The organism is Brachybacterium sp. AOP3-A1-3 (assembly GCF_052378285.1).
GTDB lineage: Bacteria > Actinomycetota > Actinomycetes > Actinomycetales > Dermabacteraceae > Brachybacterium.
Genome location: NZ_JBQSXM010000007.1, coordinates 136,672 through 162,483, shown reverse-complemented (window position 1 = coordinate 162,483; position 25,812 = coordinate 136,672). Strand labels below are relative to the sequence as shown.

Below are 25,812 nucleotides of genomic sequence, written 5' to 3'. Positions count from 1 at the left end.
ATGCGGAGTCGATCGACAGGAAGGATCCTCACGGATCCGGCCACAGCACATCGCACGAACAGCACGAAGGGGAGAGGTGACATGGACGAGACGCAGCACGACCTGCCGGCGGAAGAGCGGCACGTCCCCGTCCTGCTGGCCACGTCGGTCGAGCTCCTCGTCCCCGCCCTCCAGGAACCTGGTGCGGTCTACGTCGATGCGACGCTCGGCATGGCGGGCCACGCCACCGCCGTCCTCCATGCCGCACCCCATGCGCGACTGGTCGGCATCGATCGTGACCCCGAGGCCCTCGAACTCGCGCGCACCCGGTTGGACCGCGAGGGAGTCGGGGACCGAGCCACCCTGGTCCACGCCACGTATGACGAGATCCCCGAGGTCCTCGAGGAGCTCGGGCTCCCCGGAGCGCACGGCGTGATGATGGATCTGGGGCTGTCGAGCTTCCAGATCGACACCACAGATCGCGGCTTCTCGTACTCGGTCGATGCCCCTCTGGACATGCGGATGGACACGGCCTCGAACGGTCCGACGGCCGCAGATCTGCTGCGAGACCTGCCCGAGACGGAGATCGCTCGCATCCTCCACGAGCTCGGCGACGAGCGCTTCTCCCGTCGGATCGCACGTCGGATCGTCGAGCAGCGTCAGACTGCACCGTTGACACGCAGCGGCGAGCTCGTCGAGCTCCTGGACCGCGCCATCCCCGGATCGTCGAAGGCCAGCGGCGGGCATCCCGCCAAGCGCACCTTCCAGGCGCTGCGGATCGCCGTCAACGAGGAGCTCGAGATCCTCGCCTCGGCGATCGAATCCGCGCTGGACTGCCTGCACGTGGGCGGCCGCATCGTGGTGGAGTCCTACCACTCGGGCGAGGACCGCCTGGTCAAGACTGCTTTCGCACGACGCACCCGGTCCTCCGCCCCTCCTGGGCTGCCGGTGGAGCTCGAGGAGCACAAGCCTTCCTTCGCCCCCGTGATCCGCGGCGCCCTGCAGGCCGACGAGGCCGAACGGGGAAGCAACTCCCGGGCAGCGTCCGTCCGCCTGCGCGCCCTGACCCGTACCCGATCCGCCGAGAGAGCTCACTGACATGGCCAGCACTTCAGCCGTTCACGCCCCCGCGGTCCGTCCTGTCCGGGGCCCGCGGAGCACCTCCGCAGCGCGCCCCCGTCTCGCCATCGTCGCGGCGCCGAAGACGGCCGGCAGCTCGATGCCGTTCACGATCCTGTGCACCCTGATCGTCGCGGCCACCCTGGCGGCGCTGCTCTACATGAACATCCAGATGTCGGATACCAGCTACGAGATCACGCGTCTCCAGAGCCAATCCCAGCGGCTCACGGAGGAGAAGCAGTCGCTCACCGAGACCGATGAGCGACTGGGCACGCCCCAGGAGCTCGAGCGTCAGGCCCGCGAGCTCGGCATGGTCCCGGTCACGGATCCGGCATATATCGACCTCGACACGGGCAAGATCATCGGCGAGACGTCCCCGGCGGCGCAGACTGAGGTGAACCCGGAGCTGGCGAAGGTGGCCCCAGAGGCCGCCGTGCCGCCGGCTGAGATCTACGACAAGCCCACGACCTATCACGGCATGGGCAACGAGGGAGTCTGACCATGGCGCGGTCACGCTCGTCCCGTCGGACGCGTCCGACGCAGACCACCGGCCGCCCGCGCGGCCGTGCCGGAGCCGCCCGCATGCCGCAGAGCCGGCTCGGCGCACCGGCCGTCCGCCACCGCCTGCTGATCTGCATGATCATGGTGGCGGTGCTGTTGATTTCCGGGCGGCTCATCTGGGTCCAGGGGCTCGATGCGAGCGCACGGGCCCAGGAAGCGATCGACCAGCGCACCGTCACGCGCACCATCCCGGCGCTGCGCGGGGACATCCTGGACCGCAACGGCACCACGATGGCGAGCTCGGTCGAGCGCTACGACCTGTGGGTCAACCAGCTGCAGGTCGACGAATACCTCAAGGGGTCCAAGGACGCAGAGGTCAAGGGGATCGATGCCGCAGCCCAGGAGCTCGCTCCCGTGCTGGGCTGGTCCGTCAAGGACACGAAGGCGAAGCTGACCGGTGACCGCGGATTCATGTATCTGCAGAAGAACGTGGACCCCAAGGTGCGCGACGCGATCATCTCCCTGAAGATTCCGGGCATCGGCGCCGACCGGGTCGCCGACCGGATCTATCCGGCCGGATCCGTCGGTGGGAACATCCTCGGCTTCGTGGGGGCCGACGGCGACGCACTGGCCGGCACTGAATACTCCTTCGACGACGAGCTCAGCGGCACGGACGGCAAGACCAGCTACGAGCGCGGCGCCGGCGGCCAGATCATCCCGACCGGCACGCAGCAGACCACACCCGCCGTCGACGGCAACGACCTCGTGCTGACCATCGATCGTGACCTGCAGTGGAAGGCGCAGCAGATCGTGGCGGGCGCCGTCGACAAATGGGGAGCGACCGGTGGCAGCGCGGTGGCGATGAACGCCCGCACCGGCGAGGTGCTGGCGATGGCCGAATACCCGTCGTACGACCCCAACAATCCCACGACCGACGACGGCCAGTACTTGGGCAACCGCTCGATCTCCAACGTCTTCGAGCCCGGCTCGACCGGCAAGCTGTTCACCCTCGCCACAGCCCTAGAGGAGGGCACCGCGACCCCCGAGTCGCAGTACAAGGTCCCCTCCGAGATGTACTTCGACGGCGAACGGATCAAGGACTCCCACCATCATCCCGAGCAGAAGCTGACCTTCGCCGGGGTGCTGAAGAACAGCTCCAACGTCGGCACCGTGCAGATCTCCGAGAAGCTCGACCCCCAGGTGCGCTACGACTACCTGCGGGCCTTCGGTCTGGGGGAGACCACAGGCGTGCAGCTGCCGGCCGAATCCGCCGGCGTCGTGCACCCCCCGGAGGACTGGACCGGACGCACGAGGTACACGACCGCGTTCGGGCAGGGCTACAGCGTCAACGCCCTCCAGATGGTCTCCGCCGTGGGCACCTTCGCCAACGACGGGGTGCGGGTGAACCCCTCGCTCGTCTCCGGGGTGCGTCAGGACGATGGATCCGTGCGTCCGCTCGGCCAGCCCGACAGCACTCGGGTGATCTCCTCCGACACCGCGGCCACGATGCGTGGCCTGATGGACAACGACATCGTGGACGGCGAGGACAACGCCTCGGTGACGGGCTATGCGACGGCGGGCAAGACCGGCACGGCGCAGGTCGCCGACGGCACCTACACCGCCTCGTTCATCGGCTTCGCCCCGGCGGACGATCCGGAGATCGTGGTCGGCGTGTTCGTGTTCGGCCTGGACACGTTCATCTCGGGCAACAAGGCCGCCGCCCCGGCGTTCTCCGAGCTGATGACCTTCACCCTGCAGAACCAGGGCATCCCCCCGACCGGCGTTCCCGGTCGCGAGTACGAGAACGAGTGGTGAGCCCCCGGTGACCGATCCTCACGATCCCGCAGCACGAGGCCGTGCAGCCCAGCTGCCTGCAGTTCGAGAGCCTGCCGCCCAGGACTCCGCCGGTGCGGAGCCGCCTCGCCCTCGTCGAGCCCACGGGGTGAGCGCGGCGGAGCTCGCCGCGTCCCTCGGGGCCACCGCGCCGGAGGGCGAGCTGCTCCTGACTGGGGTCACGCTGGACTCCCGCAGCGCTCGGGACGGCGACCTCTGGTGCGCCCTTCCCGGTGCGAACGCGCATGGGGCCGACTTCGCGGGCCAGGCCCGGGAGCGGGGTGCCGTGCTCGCCCTGACCGATGAGGCGGGCGCTCAGCGCTGCGAGGACGCCGGGCTCCCCGCCCTCGTCGTCGACGACCCTCGTGCCGCCACAGCCGCCGCCGCCGCGATCGTGCAGGGGCGACCCGCCACGCACCTCCGGACCATCGGCGTGACCGGCACCAACGGGAAGACCTCGGTCACCACGGTCCTCACCCGCGTGCTCGACGAGCTCCAGGTGCCCGCCGGGGTCATCGGCACCAGCGGCACCGCCTATCGCGATGCATCCGGCGACGACCATCGCATCGCGACGGTCCGCACCACGCCGGAGGCCCCCGAGCTCCACGGGATCCTCGCCCGCATGCTCGAGGACGAGGTCCAGGTGGCCTCGATGGAGGTCTCCAGCCACGCCCTCGTGCTCCACCGCGCCGACGAGGTCGTCTTCGACGTCGCCTGCTTCACCAACCTCAGCCAGGACCACCTCGACTTCCACGGCACCATGGAGGCGTACTACGAGGCCAAACGGATCCTGTTCACCCCCGAGCACTCCGCGCGCGGCATCGTGTGCGTCGACGACGAATGGGGCCGGCGCCTCGCCCGCGAGGCGAACGTCCCGGTGACGACCTACGCCACGGACCCCGGGGTCGAGGCGGACCACACCGCCCGCGACATCCGTGCCGAGGGCTTCGGCAGCACCTTCACGGTCGACGGTCCGGACGGTCCCCGCGCTCTGCGGGCCGCGCTGCCCGGGCGCCACTACGTCGCCAACACGCTCGCCGCCGAGCTGCTCCTGGCCGCGATCGGGATCTCCGGTCCCGAGACGACGGCGGCGCTCGGCGAGGCCGGCGCCGTCCCCGGGCGCATGGAGCTCGTGGCCTCGGAGCCGATCCGCGGCGTCGTCGACTTCTCCCACACCGCGGCCGCCCTCGAACAGGCCCTGATCACCCTGCGCGCCGTCCCGGGGACCCGCCGCCTGATCGTCGTCATGGGAGCGGGTGGAGATCGGGACCGCAGCAAGCGGCCCGCCATGGGGGAGGTCGCTGCGCGCCTCGCGGACGTGGTGATCGTCACGGACGACAACCCGCGCTCCGAGGACCCTGCCGAGATCCGACGCGCCGTGCTCAGCGGCATCCCGGAGAGCACGAACGCGCAGGTCCACGACGTGGACGGGAGGCGTGCGGCCATCGAGCTCGCCGCGGAACTGGCCGACGTGTCCGACACCATCCTCGTGGCCGGCAAGGGAGCCGAGACCGGACAGCAGATCAGCGGTATCGTCCATCCGTTCGATGACCGCCTCCGACTGCGCTCCGCGCTGGCCGGGACCGGGACCATGTGCGCCGACGACACGGACGGAGAACGCTGACGATGCTGCAGACCACAGCTGGGGAGATCGCTGGGATCACCGGAGGTCGCCTCGTGGGTGGAGCGACCGGTGACGAGACCGTCACCGGAGCGGCCCGGATCGATTCTCGAGAGATCGAGGGCGGTGACCTCTTCGCCGCCTTCCTCGGCGAGCACGCCGACGGGCACGACCACGTCGCCGCGGCGCAGCAGTCCGGAGCAGCCATCGCCCTGGTGACCCGGGACCTCGGCCTTCCGGCGGTGCTCGTCGACGACGTGCGCACCGCCCTGTGGGACCTCGCCCGGGCACAGCTGGCACGCGCCCGCCAGGAGCGCGAGGACCTCGTGGTCTTCGCGATCACGGGCAGCGCCGGCAAGACCGGGGCCAAGGACCTCCTGGGCACGATCCTGCGCACCGTCGGCGAGACCATCGCGCCCGTCGGCAGCTTCAACAACGAGCTCGGCCTGCCCCTGACCGTGCTGCGGCTGGACTCAGCGACGCAGTACCTCGTGCTGGAGATGGGCGCCCGCGGCATCGGACACATCACGCAGCTCACCGACATCGCGCGCCCCGACGTGTCCCTGGTCCTGAACGTGGGCAGCGCCCATCTGGGGGAGTTCGGCAGCGTCGAGGCGATCGCCCGTGCCAAGGGCGAGCTGGTCGAAGCGCTCGAGCCCTCCGGCAGGGCGATCCTGAACGCCGAGGACCGGCTGGTCGCCGCCATGGCCGATCGCAGCGCGGCTCCCGTGCTCAGCTGGGGCTTCACCACCGGCGGCCTGCGCGGAGAGGACCTCACCCTCGACGTCGACGCCCGCGTGAGCTTCACCCTCGTCGTCCCCGAGGGCGTGACCACCCTCCAGGGCACCGACGTGCCCGCGGGCCGTTTCCCCGTGCGCCCGGACCTGCTGGGCGACCACCAGGCGGCCAACGCCCTGGCCGCTCTGACGGCAGCGGTCTCCGCCGGGGTGGACCCGGCCGCCGCGGCCGCCGCCCTCGAGGATGCCAAGCTCGCCTCGGGGCAGCGGATGGAGGCACTGCGCGCCGGCGGCGTGATCGTCATCAACGACGCATACAACGCGAACCCGGATTCGATGCGCCAGGCGCTCAAGACTCTCGCCCACCTCGGCCGCGGCCACCGCACGATCGCGGTGCTCGGCGAGATGCTCGAGATGGGGCCGGACTCCGTGCGCCTGCACGATGAGATCGGCCGCCTCGTGGTGCGCCTGAACATCGGCCAGCTGTACGCGATCGGCAACGGCGCCGCACCGATCCATCACGGGGCGAGCCTCGAAGGCAGCTTCGGGGGTGAGTCCGAGTACCTCGACACGGTCGAGGAGGCGATCGCCGTGCTAGAACGAACGGTGGTGCCCGGTGACGTGGTGCTCCTGAAGTCCTCGCGTGACGCCGGGCTCCGGGAGATCGCCGCGCCGCTCATCGACCACCTGCAGCGACGAGACGGTGCTCTCCCGGAGCACTCGGCAGACGAAGGAGACGACGCATGATCGCGATCATCATCGCGGGAGCGACGGCCTTCCTGCTGTCCATCGGGGGCACCCCGCTGTTCATCAAGCTCCTGGTGCGCAAGAGCTACGGCCAGTTCATCCGGGACGACGGCCCCACCTCGCACGCCACCAAGCGCGGCACCCCGACCATGGGCGGCGTGGCCATCATCCTGGCCACGATCCTCGGCTACGGTCTCTCGCACCTCTTCCTGCTGACCGTGCCGTCCGTCTCCATCCTGCTGGTGCTCTTCCTCATGGTGGGGCTCGGGGTCGTCGGCTTCCTGGACGACTACCTGAAGATCTCGCAGCAGCGCAGCCTCGGACTGCGCCCGCGCGCGAAGCTCATCGGCCAGTTCCTGGTCGCGACCGCCTTCGCCGTGCTCGCCCTGCTGTTCCCCGACGGCAACGGCAACACGTCGGCGTCGACCAAGATCTCCTTCGTGCGAGACGTCGAGTGGCTGGATCTCGCCTTCGCGGGCTCCGTCGTCGGCTTCATCCTCTTCGCGATCTGGGCGAACTTCCTGGTCGCCGCCTGGTCCAACGGCGTGAACCTCACCGACGGCCTCGACGGTCTCGCCAGCGGCGCCACCATCATCTTCACCGCCACCTACCTCGTCATCGCCTTCTGGCAGTGGCGCCAGGTGTGCAACGTCGACCTGGACGCCGGGGGAGTGGTGCACTGCTACGACGCCCGTGACCCTCTGGATGCCGCCGTGCTGTGCGCCGCCATCATCGGCGCCTGCGTCGGCTTCCTGTGGTGGAACACCTCGCCCGCGAAGATCTTCATGGGGGACACCGGGTCCCTCGCTCTCGGCGGCGCGATCGCCGGGCTGACCATCGTCACCCGCACCGAGATCCTCGGCGCGGTCATCGGCGGGCTGTTCGTGATCATCGCCCTGTCGGTGATCATCCAGGTGGGCAGCTTCAAGCTCACCGGGAAACGTGTGTTCCGCATGGCCCCGCTGCAGCACCACTTCGAGCTCAAGGGCTGGAACGAGGTCACGATCGTGGTGCGCTTCTGGATCGTCGCCGGCGTGCTCGCCGGCCTCGGCCTCGGCATCTTCTACCTCGACGCCCTCCCGAGGATCACCTCATGACCGCAGCAGAACCCACCCCCGCACCCCGCACAGACCGTCCCGACGTCGAGAACCTCGCCTGGCCGGGCCTCGACGTCGCCGGGCTGCGGATCCTGGTCGCCGGCTTCGGCATCTCCGGCTACGCGGTCGCCGACCAGACCATGCAGCGCGGCGCGCACGTGCTCGTGGTCGACGGCTCCGACACCCCGGAGATCCGCGAGCGCACCCAGATCCTCGAGGTGCTCGGGGTCGAGGTGCGCCTGGGTCGGGAGCACACGCTCGCCCTGCCCGAGGATCGCGAGGTCGACCTCGTCATCACCTCCCCGGGATGGCGCCCCGACCAGCCCCTCCTCGCCGCCGCGGCCGCCGCCGGGATCCCGGTGTGGAGCGAGATCGAGCTGGCCCGACGGATGCAGCCGGCTGACGGTCCCGACTGGCTCGCCGTGACGGGCACCAACGGCAAGACCACCACCGTGACCATGCTCGAGACGATCCTCCAGCACGCCGGACTGCGCGCCGTCGCCTGCGGGAACGTCGGCCTGCCCGTGATCGAGGCGGCCCTGGACCCCGAGGGCTTCGACGTGCTCGCGATCGAGCTCTCCAGCTTCCAGCTGCACTGGACGCAGAACCTCGACTGCGAGGCCGCTGCGGTGCTCAACATCAGCGCCGACCATCTCGACTGGCACGGAGGCGCCGAGGAGTACGCGCTGGCCAAGGGCCGGATCTACCACGGCGTCCGCACCGCGTGCATCTACAACGTCGCGGACGAGACCACCAGGCGGCTGGTCGAGGACGCCGATGTCCTCGACGGCGCCCGCGCGGTCGGGATCTCCCTCGCCACACCCGGTCTGTCCGAGATCGGCGTGATCGACGAGATCCTCGTGGACCGCGCCTTCCTCGCCGAGCGCCGCACGGCCGCCGCCGAGCTCGCCACCCTGTCGGACCTCGCCCACCTCGGCCCGCACGGGGCCGGGCCCCACCTCGTGCTCGACGCCCTGGCCGCGGCCGCACTCGCCCGCGCGCACGGCGTCGCGGCGGAGGCCGTGCGCGACGGACTGCGGGCCTACCGCGTGGGTTCCCACCGTGCGCAGCTGATCGCGACGATCGACGGCATCAGCTTCGTCGACGACACCAAGGCCACCAACCCGGCCGCTGCCGCAGCGTCCCTGCATGCCGCGGACCGCGTCGTATGGATCGCCGGGGGCGACACCAAGGGCGCCGATCTCGAGCCGCTGATCTCCTCCACGGCGGACCGCCTGGTCGGAGTCGTCCTGCTCGGAGTGGACGACCAGCCGTTCCGTGCCGCCCTCGAGCGACACGCCCCCGAGGTCCCCGTCCGACGCATCGATCCGGGTGACACTGACGACGTCGCCGGGCGCTCCCGACTCATGGAGGACGCGGTGCACGCCGCCCGTTCCCTCGCCTCGGCAGGGGACGTCGTGCTGCTGGCACCGGCAGCCGCCTCCATCGACCAGTTCCGTGACTACGCGGAGCGGGGGGATCTCTTCGCGGCGGCCGTCCATCGACTGCCAGGAGCGAGCACATGACGATCGAGGAGACCCGCCGGGACACCCGTCGGTCCACCGGCGTCGTGCGTCCCGATGAGGACCAGCCGCTGGGCAGCATCAGCTCCCGTATGCGGGACGGCGTCGGCTCCTGGTTGAAGTCCCCGGCGCTCGACTTCTACGCCCTGATCGTGATCGGCACCCTGCTCATCAGCGTGGGCCTGGTCATGGTGCTGTCCTCCTCCGCGGTCCTGAACATCTCCCGGGGGAACTCCGGGTTCGCCGGGCTGTTCCGCCAGGGGACCTTCGCGGCCATGGGGCTCGTCCTGCTCGTCGTCGCCGCCGCGCTGCCTCCGGCCTTCTATCGCAAGGCGGCCTGGCCCCTGCTCGGAGTGGGCATCGCCCTGCAGTGCCTGGTCTTCGTGCCCGGCCTGGGTTGGGCCGTGGACGGCAACCAGAACTGGATCCGCATCGCCGGGCAGACGCTTCAGCCCTCGGAGTTCCTCAAGCTCGCCCTCGCCGTATGGCTGGGTGCCCTGCTGTCCATGAAGCGGCCGTTGCTGCACAGGCCCGCCCATCTGCTGTTCCCGCTCGTCCCCGGAGTCGTCGTCGCCCTCGGCCTGGTGATGCTCGGCCACGACCTCGGCACGATGATGATCATGGCCCTGCTCGTCGCCGGCGCCGTCTGGGTCTCCGGCGTGCCGCGACGCTGGTTCATGGCGGCAGGGGTCGCGGGTCTGGTGGCGGTCATCGGCCTGACCGTCACGAGCGCGAACCGTATGGCGCGCATCGGGAACTGGATCCACGGGATCTGCCAGGGCGATTCCTGCTATCAGTCCGATCAGGGCCTCATGGGTCTCGCCGAAGGCGGCTGGTGGGGCGTGGGCCTCGGCGAGTCCCGCCAGAAGTGGGGACGTCTCCCCGCCGCGGAGGACGACTACATCTTCGCCATCATCGGTGAGGAGCTGGGTCTCATCGGCACCCTCGGTGTGCTCCTGCTCTTCGCCGCACTCGCGCTGATCCTCTTCCGCATGATCACGCGGATCGACGACCACTTCATGCAGGTCACGATCGCCGGCATCAGCGCCTGGCTGCTGGGCCAGGCCTTTGTGAACATGATGGTGGTCACCGGGATGCTGCCCGTGATCGGCGTCCCGCTGCCGTTCATCTCCTCCGGCGGCTCCGCGCTGCTCGCGTCCATGGCCGCGCTCGGGGTGCTGATCTCCTTCGCGCGGCGCGAGCCGGGCGCCCCCGAGGCGATCAGCGCCCGGATGGCGTCGGTGCGCAGCTCCGTCGGCGTGCTGCCCGCCCCGCGCGACACCGCCTCCACCGCGTCGAAGCGCACCGGCTCGTCGAAGCGCACCGGCGCGTCGAAGCGGTCGACGACGAAGGCCGCCGGGGGCGCCAAGAGCTCGAAGACCCCCACGACCGCCACGAGCCCCGCGAGCACGAAGAGCCCCTCGGGCAGAAAGAGCTCACAGGGCGCCCAGCGCTCCAAGCCCTCGACGGCTTCGGGATCGTCCCGCTCCTCCGCCCGTTCGAGCACCTCGCCTGCTCGTCGTTCCCCCTCGTCCCGAAGGACCCGATGACCACGACCACCCCGCCCCGCATCCTGCTCGCCGGAGGTGGCAGCGCCGGGCACGTGTCCCCGCTGCTGGCCACGGCCGCCCAGATCGTCCGTCGCGCGCCGGAGGCCGAGGTGCTCGTGCTCGGCACCTCCGACGGGCTAGAGAACGATCTCGTCCCCGCAGCCGGCTTCGAGCTGCTCACGATCGACAAGGTGCCCTTCCCCCGGCGTCCGAACGGGGCCGCGCTGCGCTTCCCGGGTCGTTTCGTGGGGACCCTGCGCCAGGTGCGGGCGATCCTGCGCGAGCGACAGATCGACGTGGTCGCGGGTTTCGGCGGCTATGTGTGCCCGCCCGCCTACCTCGCAGCCTTCTCCGCGCGTCTGCCCGTGGTGGTCCATGAGGCCAACCGGCGACCCGGTCTCGCGAACCGGCTCGGCGCCCGACGTGCCGCCGAGGTGCTCACCGCCTTCGACGGCTCGAGCCTTCCCGGCGCGCGCCGGATCGGGATGCCGATGCGCGACGGCATCGCCCACCTCGATCGTGACGCCCGCCGCGCCGCCGCACGGGAGGCCTTCGGTCTCGATCCCGACCGACCGGTGCTGCTCGCGACCGGCGGATCCCTCGGCGCCCTGCGGCTGAACACCGCGGTCTCCGAGGCCGCGGAGAGCTTCCTCGACGCCGGCGTGCAGATCCTCCACGTCACCGGCCGCGGCAAGGCCGAGGGCCTCGTCGAGCGGCCCGGCTACCGGGTCGTCGAGTACGTGCTGTCGATGGAGGACGCCTACGCCGCCGCGGACCTCGCCCTGACCCGGTCCGGCGCCGGCACGGTCTGCGAGCTGACCGCCGTCGGGCTGCCGTCCCTCCTGGTCCCGCTCCCGATCGGGAACGGCGAGCAGGCCCTGAACGGGCAGGACGTCGTGGCCGCCGGGGGCGCGCTGATGGTGGCGGATGCGGATCTCGACGCCGAGGTGCTGCGCACACAGGTCCTCCCGCTGCTCCAGGACGCCGAGCGCCTGGGCGCCATGGCCGAGGCGTCCCGCGCCTTCGGCATCTCCGATGCCGCCGAGGTCATGGCCGACGTCGTGACCGGCGTCGCACGCCGAGCCTGACCCGGTCCCCCGAGCGATCCGACTACGGTGATCCCATGACCTCCGCTGCAGTCCCCACCGGCCCCTCGAAGCAGCGCGCACCGCGCACGATCCTGCGTCCGGGGGACGTCATCACGCAGCCCGCGTGGCCGACGGATCGTCCGATCCGCAGTGTCCACGTGATCCGCATCGGGGGCGCCGGGATGTCCGCCGTCGGCCGCCTCGCCCTGGAGGCCGGGCTCCGCGTGAGCGGCTCGGACTCGCAGGACGGCCAGTTCATCGCCCCGCTGCGCGAGGCGGGCGCGCGGATCGCCCTCCGCTTCGACGCCGCATCACTGGCCGAGGACGTCGACGTCGTGGTCGTCTCGACCGCGGTGCGCGCCGACAACCCCGAGGTGATCGCCGCTCACGAGCGCGGGATCCCGGTCGTCCATCGCGCGGCCGCCCTGGCAGGCCTGCTCTCCGGCCGTGACCTCGTCGCGGTGGCCGGCACCCACGGCAAGACCTCGACGACGGGGATGGCCGTGATGGCCCTGCGCGGCGCCGGTCTCGACCCTGCCTGGGCCCTCGGCGCAGCGGTCCCGGACCTCGGTCGCAACGCCGGCTTCCGTGCGGATCCGGCAGTGACGGCCGCCGGCACCGGCGCGGCGTCCGACTCCGGCTCGAGAGGTCCCGCGGCGATCGAGGCCGACGAGTCCGACGGATCGTTCCTCGCCTTCGCCCCTCGGTCCCTCGTGGTCACCAACCTGGAGCCGGACCACCTCGACTTCCACGGCGACGAGGAGACGCTCACCGCGGCCTTCGACACCCTCACCGGACAGATCGTCCCCGGCGGTCACCTCGTGGTGTGCGCCGATGATCCCGGTGCCCGTGCCCTCGGTGAGCGCGCCGCGCAGCGCGGCGTCGCCGTGACGACCTACGGCACCGACGCCGGCTGCGACTGGCAGGTGCTCGCCGAGAGCAGCAGCGCCGGGGGCACCGAGCTCGAGCTCAGCACCCCCCGCGGCACGCTCCGCACCACGCTCTCGGTGGCAGGGCACCACAATGTGCTCAACGCCCTCGGCGCGCTCGCGGCCGTCGGCGCCGCAGTCCCCGAGGCGGAGCTCAGCGCCCTGGCGAGCGGCCTGTCCGTCTTCACGGGCGCCTCGCGACGCTTCGACGTCGCGGGAACCGCCGGTGGTGTCACGGTGGTCGACGACTACGCCCACCATCCCCGGGAGGTCGCGGCGACCATCGCCGCAGCCCGCGGCATCGTGGAGGATCAAGGGCTCGGCGGCCGGGTGCTCGTGGTCTTCCAGCCGCATCTGTTCTCCCGCACCCGGGACTTCGCCGCAGACTTCGCGACCGCTCTGGCCGCGGCTGATCTCACCTGGGTGATGCCGGTCTATGCGGCGCGCGAGGATCCCGATCCGCGGATCGACGCCCGCACCATCACGGATCATGTGCAGACCGGGACCGTTCGGCCCGTCGAGGGGCCGGACCAGGTCGCCGCCGCAGTGCGCGGCGCCGCCGTGCCGGGCGATCTCGTGCTCATGCTCGGCGCCGGTGACATCGTCGAGACCACCCCAGCCGTGCTGGCGGCGCTGGGCGACGGAGCGGGGGAGCGCTGATGGCGCGCCGTCCCTCGGCACCGCGTCCCCGCACCACCGCACGGCGGCCCAGCCCTGCACGGACCCCGCGGCCGGCGACGTCGGAGGGGCGCTCCGGGATGACGCCCGCACGGGGTGACGGCGTCACGGCGCGACCTGCACCGTCAGCCCGCCCCGCACCATCGGTCCGACCTGCACGGTCCGCAGGATCGGCCCCGTCGGCACGCACGGCGGCCTCCGCACCGTCTGCTTCCTCGGCTTCTTCTGCCACCTCGGCAGCTCCCGCCCCGTCGGCGAACCCGGCGCCGCGGGTCGCACGGCCGGGATCCTCTCGCGCCACCACCCGCACCACCCGCACCCCGCGCACCTCGAGCACCGCCGTCGGCCGACCGGGCCCGCAGGCTCCCGCCGAGCGCTCCGCGACCGAGGCCGGCACCGGCGGCGGCTCCGCCGGCGGAGGCCGAGTGGTCCAGGCCGCGGGGCGCTTCCGCGAGATGGTCGCCGGGCGGCCCTGGCGTCGTCGCCGTCGCGCGATCATCGCCGGCGCGTGCGCAGCGGTGGCGCTCCTGGTCGCGGCCGTCCTCGTCGTGATCTTCCTCCCGGCGCTCCAGCTCCGCGAGGTCTCGGTCTCCGGTCTCGGCTACGTCCACGAGGAGGAGGTGCGCACCGTGCTGGATCAGGACCTCGGCGACAGTGTTCTGCTCCTGCCGACCTCGGACATCGCCGAGCGCGTCGAAGCGGTGCCGGGGGTGGAGAGCGCAGAGGTGGAGCGCTCCTGGCCCGACGGCGCCACGGTGACGATCACCGAGGCGGAGCCGGTCGCCGTCCTGACGACGACCGACGGGAGCTCCGCCGTCATCGACGGCACCGGGCAGGAGCTGCCTGCCGAAGCAGGGGAGGGGGCCGAGCTCATCCCGCTGACCGTGGATGCCGGGTCCGCGGATCCGGAGGGTGCCGCGACCGCGCTCAGCGACGTCCTCGCGAGCATGCCGGACGGCCTGCGCGGTTCCGTGCAGCAGATGACCGCCTCGAGCGCGAGCGACGTCCAGCTGGTCCTCGCCCTCGAGGACGGCGGCACGAAGACCGTCGTCTGGGGTGATGCCGCGGATTCGACGCTCAAGGCCGAGGTGGTCCAGGCGCTGATCGACCAGCCCGGCACCGAGATCGACGTGTCCTCCCCGGTCGCCCCGGTCACGCGCTGAACGGTCGGTCCCGCTCGAACAGGGTGAGCCTTTCCACGGTTCGCAGCCGACACGCGGCCGACACGCGCCCGTGGTGTTTGCGTGGGAGTGAAGTCCTCCCTAGCGTCAAAGGAAAGAAGAGGTGCCCCGAACTCCAAACCTCGAGTCGAGGTTGAGGGTTTCGGCAGTCGGTGACCAGGCGCGACGCAGGCTCCTCTTCGCAGGTGAACGACAAGAGCAAGGACCCTAAACGTGGCCGGAACCCAGATCTCCCTAGCAGTCATCAAGGTCGTCGGCGTCGGCGGCGGAGGTGTCAATGCTGTCAACCGCATGATCGAGTCCGGTCTCAAGGGCGTCGAATTCATCGCGATCAACACCGACGCCCAGGCGCTGCTGATGTCCGACGCGGACGTCAAGCTCGACGTCGGCAAGGAGATCACGCGTGGTCTCGGTGCCGGCGCCGATCCCGAGGTCGGCAAGCGCGCGGCCGAGGACCACGCCGAGGAGATCGAGGAGGTCCTGCGCGGGGCCGACATGGTCTTCGTGACGGCCGGCGAGGGCGGCGGAACCGGCACCGGCGGTGCCCCCGTGGTCGCCAAGATCGCCCGCAGCCTCGGCGCGCTCACCATCGGTGTCGTCACCCGTCCGTTCACCTTCGAGGGCCGCCGCCGCTCCACCCAGGCGGACTCCGGCATTGCCGGCCTGCAGGCCGAGGTCGACACCCTCATCGTCATTCCCAACGACCGCCTCCTGTCCATCGCGGACAAGCAGGTCTCCATGCTCGACGCCTTCAAGAGCGCCGACCAGGTGCTGCTGTCCGGCGTGCAGGGCATCACCGACCTGATCACCACGCCGGGCCTGATCAACCTCGACTTCGCGGACGTCAAGTCCGTCATGCAGGGCGCCGGCAGCGCCCTGATGGGTATCGGCTCGGCACGTGGCGACGACCGTGCCCTCCAGGCCGCCGAGCTCGCGGTCTCCAGCCCGCTGCTCGAGGCCTCGATCGACGGCGCCTACGGCGTGCTGCTCTCCATCCAGGGCGGCAGCGACCTCGGCCTGTACGAGGTCTCCGAGGCCGCCCGCCTGGTCCAGGAGGCCGCTCACCCGGACGCGAACATCATCTTCGGCTCCGTCATCGACGACGCCCTGGGTGACGAGGTCCGCGTGACCGTCATCGCCGCCGGCTTCGAGAGCGGCGGCCCGGCCCAGCGCCAGGACGTCGCCCCGCAGCAGCGTCCGGCCCCCCGCCAGGAGCCGGTCCAGCCGCCGCGCGCCGCGCAGGAGCCGCGTCCGGCCTCCACGTCGCAGCGTCCGTCGTCGGGTTCCGGTGCGGCCGCGGCCCCGGGTGCCTGGGGTCTGCCGCAGCAGACGTTCTCCCCGACCCGTCCGGGGTCGAGCGATCCGGAGACCGAGGTGCTCGAGCCCACCGAGGCCGATCAGGAGTACGCCGCTCCGCAGCAGTCGCAGTTCCCGCCGCAGCCCGCGCCCCGCGCTCCGCAGCCGGAGCCGGTGCGTCCGCCGCGCATCGAGGAGCCGCCGTCGGACGATGACGATCTCGATCTGCCGTCGTTCCTCAAGTGACATCAGCTCTCCCCGCACGGGCCCCGCGTCATCGCGGGGCCCGTGCCCTGTTCACGGGGCGTGCCGGGGGAGTGGGGGCCGGCGACTACGCCACCTTGAACCTCGCCCGCCACGTCGGGGACGAGGACGGCGTCGTCGACCGCAATCGCGCGCTCGTCGCCGCCGAGATCGGGGCCCCGCTCGTCTTCGCGGAGCAGGTCCACTCCCCGGATGTCCACGTGCTGCCGGAGCACGGCCCCGTCCCGGTGATCACCGCCGATGCCCTGGTGACGCGCCGCTCCGACGTGGCGCTGGCGATCATGGTCGCGGACTGCCTCCCGGTGCTGCTGTCCGATGAGACGGCGGGCGTGATCGCCGTCGCCCATGCCGGCCGGGCCGGTCTGCTCGGCGGAGTGCTCGAGAACACCCTCGCCGCGATGGCGGAGCTGGGGGCGGTCGCCGAGCAGATCTCCGCGAGCATCGGCCCCTCGATCTGCGGGAGCTGCTACGAGGTTCCCGAGGAGATGCGCGCGGACTCCTCACTGGTCCTGCCGGCCACGTGGTCCCTTACCCGGTGGGGAACCCCTGCGCTCGACCTGCGTGCGGGAGCCGTCAGCGTGCTCACCGGCGCCGGCCTCCCTGCGGCGGAGATCGACGTGGACCACCCCTGCACCCTCGAATGCGAGGACTTCTTCTCCTATCGGAGGCAGGCTCGCACGGGACGGTTCGCCGGGGTCGTCCGGCGCCGCTGATCCCCGCTGGGGCGGCGTGCAACGGCCCGATGTCGGAGGCGGCGCAGGCACGACACGGGAGGCGACACGCCGACGGCCTCCCTGGGCAGAGGAAACCCCTGCGGTACTTTCGAGGCACAGGGCTCCCGCGCACTCCCCGTGCTTCCCCGGAGCCCCGGTCAGCGTGAACAACAAACTGGGAGATCTGCGATGGGTAACTGGCGCAACGCCATGGTCGCTCTCGGCCTCGCCAACGAGGTCGACGATGAATACTACGAGGACGAGCGGCAGCGCCCGGACGAGGCCGCCGCTCCGGCTCGCCGCACCGAGCGTGGCGTCGATCCCGCACCCGAACGGGAGGCTCAGGTGACCCCGATCCGCCAGCGCTCGAATGTTGTCGCCATGGCCCCGGCAGTGGAGGAGTCGATGCACCGCATCACCACCATCCATCCGCGTTCCTACAACGACGCGAAGGCGATCGGCGAGTCCTACCGTGACGGGGTGCCCGTCATCGTGAACCTCTCCGACATGCAGGACGGCGACGCCAAGCGCATGGTCGACTTCTGCGCCGGTCTCGTCTTCGGTCTTCGCGGCAGCATCGAACGGGTCACCTCCAAGGTGTTCCTGCTCTCCCCGGAGTTCGTCCAGGTCGACGGGGATACCTCTGCCGACGAGGGCAGCTTCTACAACCAGAGCTGAGCGCCTTCATGCAGCTTGTCGCAGGAGTGCTGTACCTCGCAGTGCTGCTGTACCTGATCGTGCTCATCGCCCGCCTGGTCCTGGAGTGGATCCAGTCCTACGCGAGGGAGTTCCGCCCGCGGGGGATCGTGCTGGTGCTCTTCGAGGTCGTGTTCACGCTGACCGACCCTCCGGTGAAGGGCCTGCGACGCCTCATCCCTCCGTTGCGGCTGGGCTCGATCGTGCTCGATCTGAGCCTCATGATCCTGCTCGTCGTGGGGTGGATCCTGCTGTCCGTCCTGGCCTCGCTCGCAAGCTGACGTCGCGCAGCGCTGCCCAGTCGAGCCCTCACGGCTTCTCGCAGAAGTCGTGGCAGGCTCCCGCTATCCGCTAGGCTGTCGCCACCGCGCTTCATGCGCACGACGACCCCTGACTGATGAGAAGGTGACCCATGGCTCTGATGCCCGATGACCTGCTGTCCAAGCGGTTCACGCCGGTTCGGTTCTCCGAGGGCTATGACATGGACGAGGTGGACAACTACCTCGATAACGACATCCTGCCGCGCCTGCAAGAGCTGATCGACGAGAACAACCGACTGACCAAGGAGCTCGAGGAGGCGCACAACCGCCTCGCCGAGGTCGAGTCCGCGCCAGCCCCTGTGACCGCCGAGTCCGCTGAGGCCCCTGTGGTCGCGGACGACGTCGAGACCGACGATGCCGCTGTCGACGGGGCCACGGCCGCGTCGACGGAGGAGCCGGATGCCGGAGCGACCGCGCAGAACACCGTCGTGGACGATGCTCCTGCCGAGTCCTCTGCCGCTACCGCCGCCGTCGCGCCTGCCGCCGCTGCAGGTGGCGCCGACGCCGCCGGCATCATCGCCCTGGCCAACCGTCTGCACGACGAGTACGTCAAGAACGGTGAGGATGAGCGCGACCGCCTCATCACCGAGGCCAATGACGAGCACAAGCGCATCGTCAGCGAGGCCGAGGAGAAGTCCCGCACCACGCTGGCCGAGCTCGAGACGAAGAAGGCGGACCTCGACAAGACGATCGAGGGCCTGCGCACCTTCGAGCGCGACTACCGCAACCGTCTGCGCAACTACCTCGAGAACCAGCTCCGCGATCTCGACACGAGCGAGACGCAGGACAAGCAGGCGAACTTCGGTCTGTGAACCACGCTGATCAGTCGCCGACGAGCGCCGGGCCCCACGGGTCCGGCGCTCGTCGCCGTCCGAGCCGGGGCACGGTCCTCGGCGGGATGGCAGTCGTGGGGCTGCTGCTGGCCGTCGTCGACCAGCTCACCAAGAACTGGGCCGTCGCGAACCTGCCGGAGCTGGACCCGCAGCCGTTCCTCGGCGAGATCCTGCACCTGACCCTGCTGTACAACTCCGGTGCGGCCTGGGGGATGGGTTCGGAGATCACGCCGGTCGTCACCGGCCTGCAGATCGCGATCGTGATCGGCGTGATCGTCTTCGCCGTCCGCTCGGTCCGGTCGTACTGGTACACGCTCGCCCTGGGCCTGATCCTCGGTGGGGCGCTGGGCAACATCCACGACCGCGTGCTGCGCGCTCCCGGCCCCTTCCACGGTGCGGTCGTCGACTTCCTCGAACTGCCCCATTGGCCCGTGTTCAACGTGGCCGACATGGCAGTGGTCGCCGGAGCGATCCTCGTCGTGCTCCTGGGCGTGATCGGGATGTCGCCGAACCCCGCCGAGGCCGAGGAACGTGCCCGCGCGGAGGCCGTCGGCACCGCCGGGACCGACGACGTCGAGCATCCGGAGGAGACCCGGTGAGCTCCTCGCGCACCCTCATGGTCCCCGACGGGCTGGCCGGTGAACGGGTCGACGTCGGCATCTCACGGATGCTGGGCCTGTCCCGCACCCGCGCCGCAGACCTCGTGATGGCGGGTCTGGTCCAGGTCGATGGCAGCGTCCCGGCCCGCTCCACCCGGCTCGAGCCAGGCTCGGTGGTCGACGTGGAGCTCCCGGACGAGCGGCCCGCCTCTCTGCTGCGGCCGCAGATCGCCGACGGCATGACCCTCGTCCACCAGGATGAGGACATCGTGGTGGTCGACAAGCCCGTCGGCGTCGCCGCACATCCCAGCACCGGCTGGTCCGGTCCCACCGTGCTCGGGCACCTGGCCGCGGCGGGCGTGAGCATCCGCACCAGCGGCGACCCCGACCGGCAGGGCATCGTGAGCCGTCTCGACGTGGGCACGAGCGGCCTGATGGTCGTGGCCCGCACGGAACGCGCCTACACCACCTTGAAGGACGCCTTCCGTGCCCGCGAGGTCGGCAAGATCTATCACGCGATCTGCCAGGGCACCCCGGACCAGGCAGAAGGCACCATCGAGGCGCCGATCGGCCGGTCCCCGAACCACGACTACAAGTTCGCGGTGCTCCAGGACGGCAAGCATTCCGTCACCCACTACGAGACTCTCGAGGCGCTGCACGGCTCCACGCTGCTCAAGGTCCGCCTGGAGACGGGCCGCACCCATCAGATCCGTGTGCACATGGCGGCCCTGAAGCATCCGCTGGTGGGGGATCCGCTGTACGGCTCCGATCCGGGCCTCGCCCAGAAGGTGGGGCTGATCCGTCAGTGGCTGCACGCGATGGAGCTGACCTTCATCCATCCCGCGACCGGGCGTCCCGTCACCTACTCCTCGCAGTACCCGCTGGACCTGCAGGACGCGCTCGACGCGCTGCGCGGCTGAGCTCGTCCCTGACCTCGTGCAGGAGTCGAGGGGACGGCCGGAGCCGGGGTAGCGTCGAGGCATGACCGACGAGCAGACCCCCACCGCGCTGAGCCCGACGCGAGATGCGGCCCTGGCCCGAGAAGACTTCCCCTTCATGAGGGTGGCGCGCCGTCTCGGCATCGACCCGGCCGAGGCCGAGGTGGCCCTGCGGGACGATGACCGTGCTCGCGCCGCGATCGCGCGTTCCCTCCGCGAGTTCCTGGAGGCGGACGATGCCCGTCGGGCCGGGCGCGCCCCCTCCACGGCGATGGCCCTGGACCCGGACTTCCCGACCGGGGTGGGGATGGCGCTGGTGGGCGCCGCCGTGCTGTGGGAGGCTCGCGAACTGGTGCCGTCGGTCGCGCTGCGGGTCGCCAAGGACCACTACGAGGACGGGGCGGACGAACTCGCCGCGAGCTACATCGCTCTGGTCCAGGAGTCCGTGGACCCGGGGGAGGACGACCGCCGCGACGCCTTCGCCTGGGCCGCGCAGTCCCTGCTGGTCTCCGTGCTCCAGCGCTCCGGATCACCGGCCCAGGCCGACGAGATCGCCCGCGACCTCGCCGCCCACGCGATCCCGATCGACCTGTGGCGCGATGACGACCCGACGTTGCCCGACGACTCGATGTCCTGGCACGGCGGCGCCTTCGTGGGCGGGATCCCGCCGCGTCGGGACGAGCGCAGCCTCAGCTTCGAGGACGTCCACGACTACTTGAACTCCCTGTTGGCCGAGACGCGCCGCGCGCAGGACGCCGAGGGTGACAGCGACACGGCGTGAACGGGAGGAGCGGCCGCCCCGTACGCTGAGCCCATGACTGAACCCCGAGGTGCCCTGCTCACAGGCAGCGTGAACTACGACGATGCCGAGAAGACGATGCGGACGGTCGCCGAGATCCTCGGCGCCCATGTGAGGCGCATCCCGGACGGCGAGGTGGGGAAGCGGTTCCACTGGATCATGTTCCAGCCCGACGTGCTCGGACAGGCCGCGGGGATCGACCGCGTCGGCGACGAGCCGGTCCCCTTCCCGGCGGGCATCGATGCGCGTCCGCTGCGTCTCGCCGAGGGTGTCGAGGCCGGAGGTATCGAGCTGCCACCGCTCGGCTACGCGGCCGCCGGGATCGAGTCCTATGCGACCTTCGTCCGGCTCCGCCAGGAGGGGACGATCCCCGCGGGGATCCGCTTCCAGGTCTCGCTGCCCACGCCGGTCGCCGTCGTCTCCTCGTTCTTCGCCGGGCAGGAGCGCGCAGCGATCGAACCCGTCTACGCGGACGCGATGCTGGGTGAGCTCGAGCAGATCCTCGAGGCGATCGACCACGACGACCTCGCGATCCAGTGGGACGTGGCCAGCGAGATGGGCATCCTCGAAGGGGCCGAGGGGTACGGCGCCGTGATGGACCACTGGTGGATCGGGGACGTGCTCGAGGGGATCGTCGGACGCCTCGCCGCTCTGGTCGACTCCGTGCCCGGTGACGTCGAGGTCGGGATCCACCTCTGCTACGGCGACGCGGGGGAGAAGCACTTCGTCGAACCCACCGATACGGCGAACCTGGTGCGCGTCGCGAACGCCGTGACGTCCGCGGCCGGTCGCGAGCTGACCTGGTTGCATCTTCCGGTCCCGATCGGCCGGGACGACGCCGAGTACTTCACCCCGCTCGGCGAGCTCGTCGAGGTTCCCGAGCTGTACCTCGGCCTCGTGCATCGGGAGGACGGCTCCGACGGTGCCCGCCGCCGGATCGCCGCCGCCTCCGCCGCTGTCCGGCAGGAATTCGGCGTCGCCACCGAATGCGGCATCGGCCGCGCCCCCGAGGGCACCACCGACGGCATCCTGCGCACTCACGCCGAGGTCGCTGCGCCCCGTCGCTGAGGTTCCCCGCCCTGTTGCTCCTCCCCGGTCCGTCGGACGCGCCGGGGTGACCTCCCCGACGCCCTCCCGATGGCATGTCGGGCCTCCGGACTGGCTACTCTGGAGGGCATGTCCGACGATTTCGTGCACCTCCACGTCCATACCGATTATTCGCTCCTGGACGGGGCCGCGAAGATCGACAAACTCGTCGACGAGACCGTCCGCCAGGGACAATCGGCCGTTGCGATCACGGACCACGGCTACCTGTTCGGCGCCTATGAGTTCTACAAGACCGCCAAGGCGGCCGGCATCAAGCCGATCATCGGCATCGAGGCGTATGTGACGCCCGGGACGAGCCGTCATGACCGCACTCGCATGCAGTGGGGCACCCGGGAGCAGCAGCTCGCCGGCGACGACGTCTCCGCGCGTGGCGCCTACACCCACATGACCCTGCTGTCGCGCTCCACCGAGGGCATGCACAACCTGTTCCGTCTGGGCTCCGCCGCCTCGCTCGACGGGCAGATGGGCAAGTGGCCCCGCATGGACCGCGAGATCCTCTCGAAGTACTCCGAGGGTCTCGTCGCCACGTCCGGCTGCCCCTCCGGCGAGGTGCAGACCCGCCTGCGTCTGGGCCAGTTCGACGAGGCGGTCAAGGCCGCCGGCGAGTTCCAGGACATGTTCGGCAAGGAGCACTACTTCATCGAGCTGATGGACCACGGACTGTCCATCGAGCAGCGCGTGACCAAGGACCTCATCGAGGTGTCCAAGGCCGTCGGCGCGCCCCTGCTGGCCACCAACGACCTGCACTACGTCACCGAGCAGGACGCGACGATCCAGGACGTCCTGCTGTGCATCAACTCCGGGTCGCGCCTGAACGACCCCGACCGGTTCAAGTTCGGCGGCTCCGGGTACTTCCTGAAGTCCGCGCAGCAGATGCGCGAGCTCTTCCGCGAGTTCCCCGAGGCCTGCGACAACACTCTGCGCGTCGCCGAGATGAGCGAGGTCGAGTTCCGCACCACGGACGACGGCGCCAACTACATGCCCAACTTCCCCACTCCGGAGGGCGAGGACGAGGAGTCCTGGTTCATCAAGGAGATCCAGCGCGGACTGGAGTACCGCTACCCCGCGGGCATCCCCGACGACGTGCAGAAGCGCGCCGACTACGAGGTCCGCGTCATCCTGCAGATGGGCTTCCCCGGCTACTTCCTGGTGGTGTCGGACTACATCAAGTGGGCCAAGGAACAGGGCATCCGGGTGGGACCCGGCCGTGGCTCCGGCGCCGGCTCGATGGTCGCCTACGCCATGCGCATCACCGACCTCGACCCGCTCGAGCACGGCCTCCTGTTCGAGCGGTTCCTGAATCCCGACCGCGTCTCCATGCCCGACTTCGACGTCGACTTCGATGACCGCCGCCGCGGCGAGGTCATCGAGTACGTGGAGCGCAAGTACGGCGACGACCGCATCGCGCAGGTCATCACCTACGGCGTCATGAAGACGAAGAACTCCCTCAAGGACGCCTCGCGCGTGCTCGACTACCCCTACGCGATGGGCGACCGCCTCTCCAAGGCGCTCCCGCCCACCGTCATGGGCAAGGACATCTCCATCAAGGGGATCTTCGACCCCGAGGACAAGCGCTACGCGGAGGCGGGGGAGTTCCGCCGGATCCACGACGAGGACCCCGACGTCCAGAAGGTCGTCGAGATCGCGAAGGGCGTCGAGGGCCTCACCCGCGGCTGGGGCGTCCACGCCTGCGCGGTGATCATGTCCAGCCACCCCCTGGTCGACATCGTCCCGATGATGCGCCGCCCCTCCGACGGCCAGATCATCACCCAGTTCGAGTACCCGACGCTGGAGACCCTCGGCCTGCTGAAGATGGACTTCCTGGGGCTGCGCAACCTCACCGTGCTCTCCGACGCGGTCGCGAACATGGAGCGCAACGGGAAGGTTCCCCCGGACCTGGAGACGCTGCCCTTCGACGATGAGAAGACCTACGAGCTCCTGCAGCGCGGAGACACCCTGGGCGTGTTCCAGCTGGACGGCTCGGGCATGCGCACCCTGCTGCGGCAGATGAAGCCTGACCAGTTCGGCGACATCACCGCCGTCTCGGCGCTGTACCGCCCGGGTCCGATGGGCATGAACTCCCACACCAACTACGCGCTGCGCAAGAACGGGCTGCAGGAGATCACGCCGATCCACCCGGAGCTCGAGGAGCCGCTCTCGGAGATCCTCGGCGAGACCTACGGCGTGCTGGTCTACCAGGAGCAGGTCATGCAGACGGCGCAGAAGGTCGCCGGCTACAGCCTGGGTCAGGCGGACATCCTCCGCCGTGCAATGGGCAAGAAGAAGAAGGCGGAGCTGGACAAGCAGTTCGCCTCCTTCGAGGCCGGTATGAAGGACAACGGGTACTCCACCGCCGCGGTGACGGCGCTGTGGGAGACCCTGATGCCGTTCGCGGACTACGCCTTCAACAAGTCGCACTCCGCCGCGTACGGGGTGGTCTCCTACTGGACCGGCTACCTCAAGGCGAACCACCCCACCGAGTACATGGCGGCGCTGCTGACCTCCACCCAGGAGAACCGCGACCGCCTGGGCCTGTACCTCGGCGACTGCCGGCACCGCGGCATCACGGTGCTCCCGCCGGACGTCAACCAGTCCGACCTGTACTTCTCCGCGGTGGGGGAGGACATCCGGTTCGGCCTCTCGGCGATCCGGAACGTCGGCGCAAACGTGGTCGAGGAGATCATCAGGACCCGTCAGGAGAAGGGCGCGTTCACGTCCTTCACCGACTTCCTGGACAAGGTCCCGCTGAGCGTCTGCAACAAGCGCACCATCGAGTCGCTCATCAAGGGCGGTGCCTTCGACGAGCTCGGTGCGAACCGTCGCGCCCTCGTGCTCATCCACGAGGATGCGGTCGACTCCGTGGTCGACGTGAAGCGCAAGGAGGCCCAGGGCCAGTACGACCTCTTCGGCGACGTCTTCGGCGACGCCGGCGGGGACGACGTGGCGACCGGCTCCGCGGCGACCATCGTGATCCCGGACCTGCCCGAGTGGGACCGCAAGGAGAAGCTGGCCTTCGAGCGCAACATGCTGGGTCTGTACGTCTCCGACCACCCCCTGTACGGCCTCGAGCACGTCATCGCCCAGAACTCCTCGACCTCGATCAGCGCCCTCGCCGACGACGGGGCCGTCGAGGACGGCGCCATGGTCACGATCGCCGGGCTCATCACGACCCTGCAGCGCAAGACCACCAAGAAGGGCGACATGTGGGCGATCGCCACGGTCGAGGACCTCGAGGGCTCGATCGACTGCCTGATGTTCCCCTCGACCTATCAGACCGTCGCCACCGAGCTCGCCGAGGACCTCATCGTCTCGATGAAGGGCCGTGTGGACACGTCCAAGGGCATGCCCGAGCTGCGCGTCATGGAGATGTCGATCCCGGAGACCGGGGGCGGACCCGACGGCCCGGTCACCATCGCCCTGCCGGCGATGCGCGCCACCACCAAGGTGGCCCAGCAGCTGCGCGGGGTGCTCGAGGACAACCCGGGATCCAGCGAGGTGCGTCTGCGCCTGCAGGAGCCCGGCCGCACCACGCTCATGCAGCTCGACAAGCGGCTCTCCGTGAACCCGTCGGCCGCGCTGTACGCCTCGCTCAAGACGCTGCTGGGCCCCAGCTGCCTGCAGTGACCCGGCGGATGAGAGCGGCCCGACGGGCGTGACACGACAG

The 25,812-nt window shown here is 70.4% G+C and carries 21 protein-coding genes; all 21 read left to right on the top strand.

Features of this window, described 5'->3' with window-relative positions; all coding sequences use genetic code 11:
• Positions 1-81: 81 nt before the first annotated feature.
• The 21 genes from rsmH to dnaE all read left to right on the top strand — a co-directional run bounded on the left by rsmH (position 82) and on the right by dnaE (position 25,772).
• Positions 82-1,077, top strand: a complete 996-nt coding sequence (gene rsmH, locus ACT3T5_RS11640) for a 16S rRNA (cytosine(1402)-N(4))-methyltransferase RsmH (protein ID WP_444594403.1) — start codon at positions 82-84, stop codon at positions 1,075-1,077.
• Between the two features lies 1 nt (position 1,078).
• Positions 1,079-1,597 (top strand): septum formation initiator family protein, encoded by a 519-nt coding sequence (locus tag ACT3T5_RS11635; protein WP_444575975.1) that lies wholly within the window; start codon positions 1,079-1,081, stop codon positions 1,595-1,597.
• 83 nt (positions 1,598-1,680) lie between these two features.
• Positions 1,681-3,414: a peptidoglycan D,D-transpeptidase FtsI family protein gene (locus ACT3T5_RS11630; protein WP_444594402.1), complete on the top strand. Its 1,734-nt coding sequence runs from the start codon at positions 1,681-1,683 to the stop codon at positions 3,412-3,414.
• A gap of 127 nt (positions 3,415-3,541) precedes the next feature.
• Positions 3,542-5,056, top strand: coding sequence for a UDP-N-acetylmuramoyl-L-alanyl-D-glutamate--2,6-diaminopimelate ligase (locus ACT3T5_RS11625; protein ID WP_444594427.1), 1,515 nt, complete (start codon positions 3,542-3,544; stop codon positions 5,054-5,056).
• A 2-nt stretch (positions 5,057-5,058) separates the two neighbouring features.
• Positions 5,059-6,537: a UDP-N-acetylmuramoyl-tripeptide--D-alanyl-D-alanine ligase gene (locus ACT3T5_RS11620; RefSeq protein ID WP_444594401.1), complete on the top strand. Its 1,479-nt coding sequence runs from the start codon at positions 5,059-5,061 to the stop codon at positions 6,535-6,537.
• Complete coding sequence (gene mraY / locus ACT3T5_RS11615; RefSeq protein WP_444575971.1) at positions 6,534-7,634, top strand: phospho-N-acetylmuramoyl-pentapeptide-transferase; 1,101 nt, start codon at positions 6,534-6,536, stop codon at positions 7,632-7,634. Before ACT3T5_RS11620 ends, mraY begins: the two co-directional genes overlap by 4 nt.
• Positions 7,631-9,160: a UDP-N-acetylmuramoyl-L-alanine--D-glutamate ligase gene (murD, locus tag ACT3T5_RS11610; protein ID WP_444594400.1), complete on the top strand. Its 1,530-nt coding sequence runs from the start codon at positions 7,631-7,633 to the stop codon at positions 9,158-9,160. Before mraY ends, murD begins: the two co-directional genes overlap by 4 nt.
• On the top strand, positions 9,157-10,707 hold the full coding sequence (ftsW, locus tag ACT3T5_RS11605; protein WP_444575969.1) for a putative lipid II flippase FtsW: 1,551 nt from the start codon (positions 9,157-9,159) through the stop codon (positions 10,705-10,707). The genes murD and ftsW overlap by 4 nt, the downstream gene beginning before the upstream one ends.
• Complete coding sequence (locus ACT3T5_RS11600) at positions 10,704-11,795, top strand: UDP-N-acetylglucosamine--N-acetylmuramyl-(pentapeptide) pyrophosphoryl-undecaprenol N-acetylglucosamine transferase (RefSeq protein WP_444575968.1); 1,092 nt, start codon at positions 10,704-10,706, stop codon at positions 11,793-11,795. Before ftsW ends, ACT3T5_RS11600 begins: the two co-directional genes overlap by 4 nt.
• Positions 11,796-11,830: 35 nt before the next feature.
• Positions 11,831-13,384, top strand: a complete 1,554-nt coding sequence (gene murC, locus ACT3T5_RS11595; protein WP_444594399.1) for a UDP-N-acetylmuramate--L-alanine ligase — start codon at positions 11,831-11,833, stop codon at positions 13,382-13,384.
• A gap of 98 nt (positions 13,385-13,482) precedes the next feature.
• Positions 13,483-14,565 carry a cell division protein FtsQ/DivIB gene (locus ACT3T5_RS11590; protein WP_444594398.1) on the top strand — a complete coding sequence of 361 codons (1,083 nt, stop codon included), beginning with the start codon at positions 13,483-13,485 and terminating at the stop codon, positions 14,563-14,565.
• 231 nt (positions 14,566-14,796) lie between these two features.
• A complete protein-coding gene (gene ftsZ, locus ACT3T5_RS11585; RefSeq protein ID WP_444575965.1) occupies positions 14,797-16,125 on the top strand; it encodes a cell division protein FtsZ in 1,329 nt (442 codons plus the stop codon).
• Positions 16,122-16,856 carry a peptidoglycan editing factor PgeF gene (gene pgeF / locus ACT3T5_RS11580; protein WP_444594397.1) on the top strand — a complete coding sequence of 245 codons (735 nt, stop codon included), beginning with the start codon at positions 16,122-16,124 and terminating at the stop codon, positions 16,854-16,856. The genes ftsZ and pgeF overlap by 4 nt, the downstream gene beginning before the upstream one ends.
• 189 nt (positions 16,857-17,045) lie before the next feature.
• A complete protein-coding gene (locus ACT3T5_RS11575) occupies positions 17,046-17,534 on the top strand; it encodes a cell division protein SepF (protein ID WP_444575963.1) in 489 nt (162 codons plus the stop codon).
• 8 nt (positions 17,535-17,542) lie between these two features.
• Positions 17,543-17,833 (top strand): YggT family protein, encoded by a 291-nt coding sequence (locus tag ACT3T5_RS11570; protein ID WP_444575962.1) that lies wholly within the window; start codon positions 17,543-17,545, stop codon positions 17,831-17,833.
• Positions 17,834-17,964: 131 nt separating this feature from the next.
• Entirely contained in the window at positions 17,965-18,684 is a 720-nt protein-coding gene (locus ACT3T5_RS11565) for a DivIVA domain-containing protein (protein ID WP_444594396.1), read from the top strand.
• The gene (gene lspA / locus ACT3T5_RS11560; protein WP_444594395.1) at positions 18,681-19,304 is read left to right on the top strand and encodes a signal peptidase II; all 624 of its coding nucleotides are present in this window, start codon (positions 18,681-18,683) and stop codon (positions 19,302-19,304) included. Before ACT3T5_RS11565 ends, lspA begins: the two co-directional genes overlap by 4 nt.
• A complete protein-coding gene (locus ACT3T5_RS11555) occupies positions 19,301-20,224 on the top strand; it encodes an RluA family pseudouridine synthase (protein WP_444575959.1) in 924 nt (307 codons plus the stop codon). Before lspA ends, ACT3T5_RS11555 begins: the two co-directional genes overlap by 4 nt.
• A gap of 61 nt (positions 20,225-20,285) precedes the next feature.
• Positions 20,286-21,023: a hypothetical protein gene (locus ACT3T5_RS11550; protein ID WP_444575958.1), complete on the top strand. Its 738-nt coding sequence runs from the start codon at positions 20,286-20,288 to the stop codon at positions 21,021-21,023.
• A 33-nt stretch (positions 21,024-21,056) separates the two neighbouring features.
• Positions 21,057-22,109, top strand: a complete 1,053-nt coding sequence (locus ACT3T5_RS11545) for a hypothetical protein (RefSeq protein ID WP_444594394.1) — start codon at positions 21,057-21,059, stop codon at positions 22,107-22,109.
• A 108-nt stretch (positions 22,110-22,217) separates the two neighbouring features.
• Positions 22,218-25,772: a DNA polymerase III subunit alpha gene (gene dnaE, locus ACT3T5_RS11540; protein WP_444575956.1), complete on the top strand. Its 3,555-nt coding sequence runs from the start codon at positions 22,218-22,220 to the stop codon at positions 25,770-25,772.
• Positions 25,773-25,812: the final 40 nt, after the last annotated feature.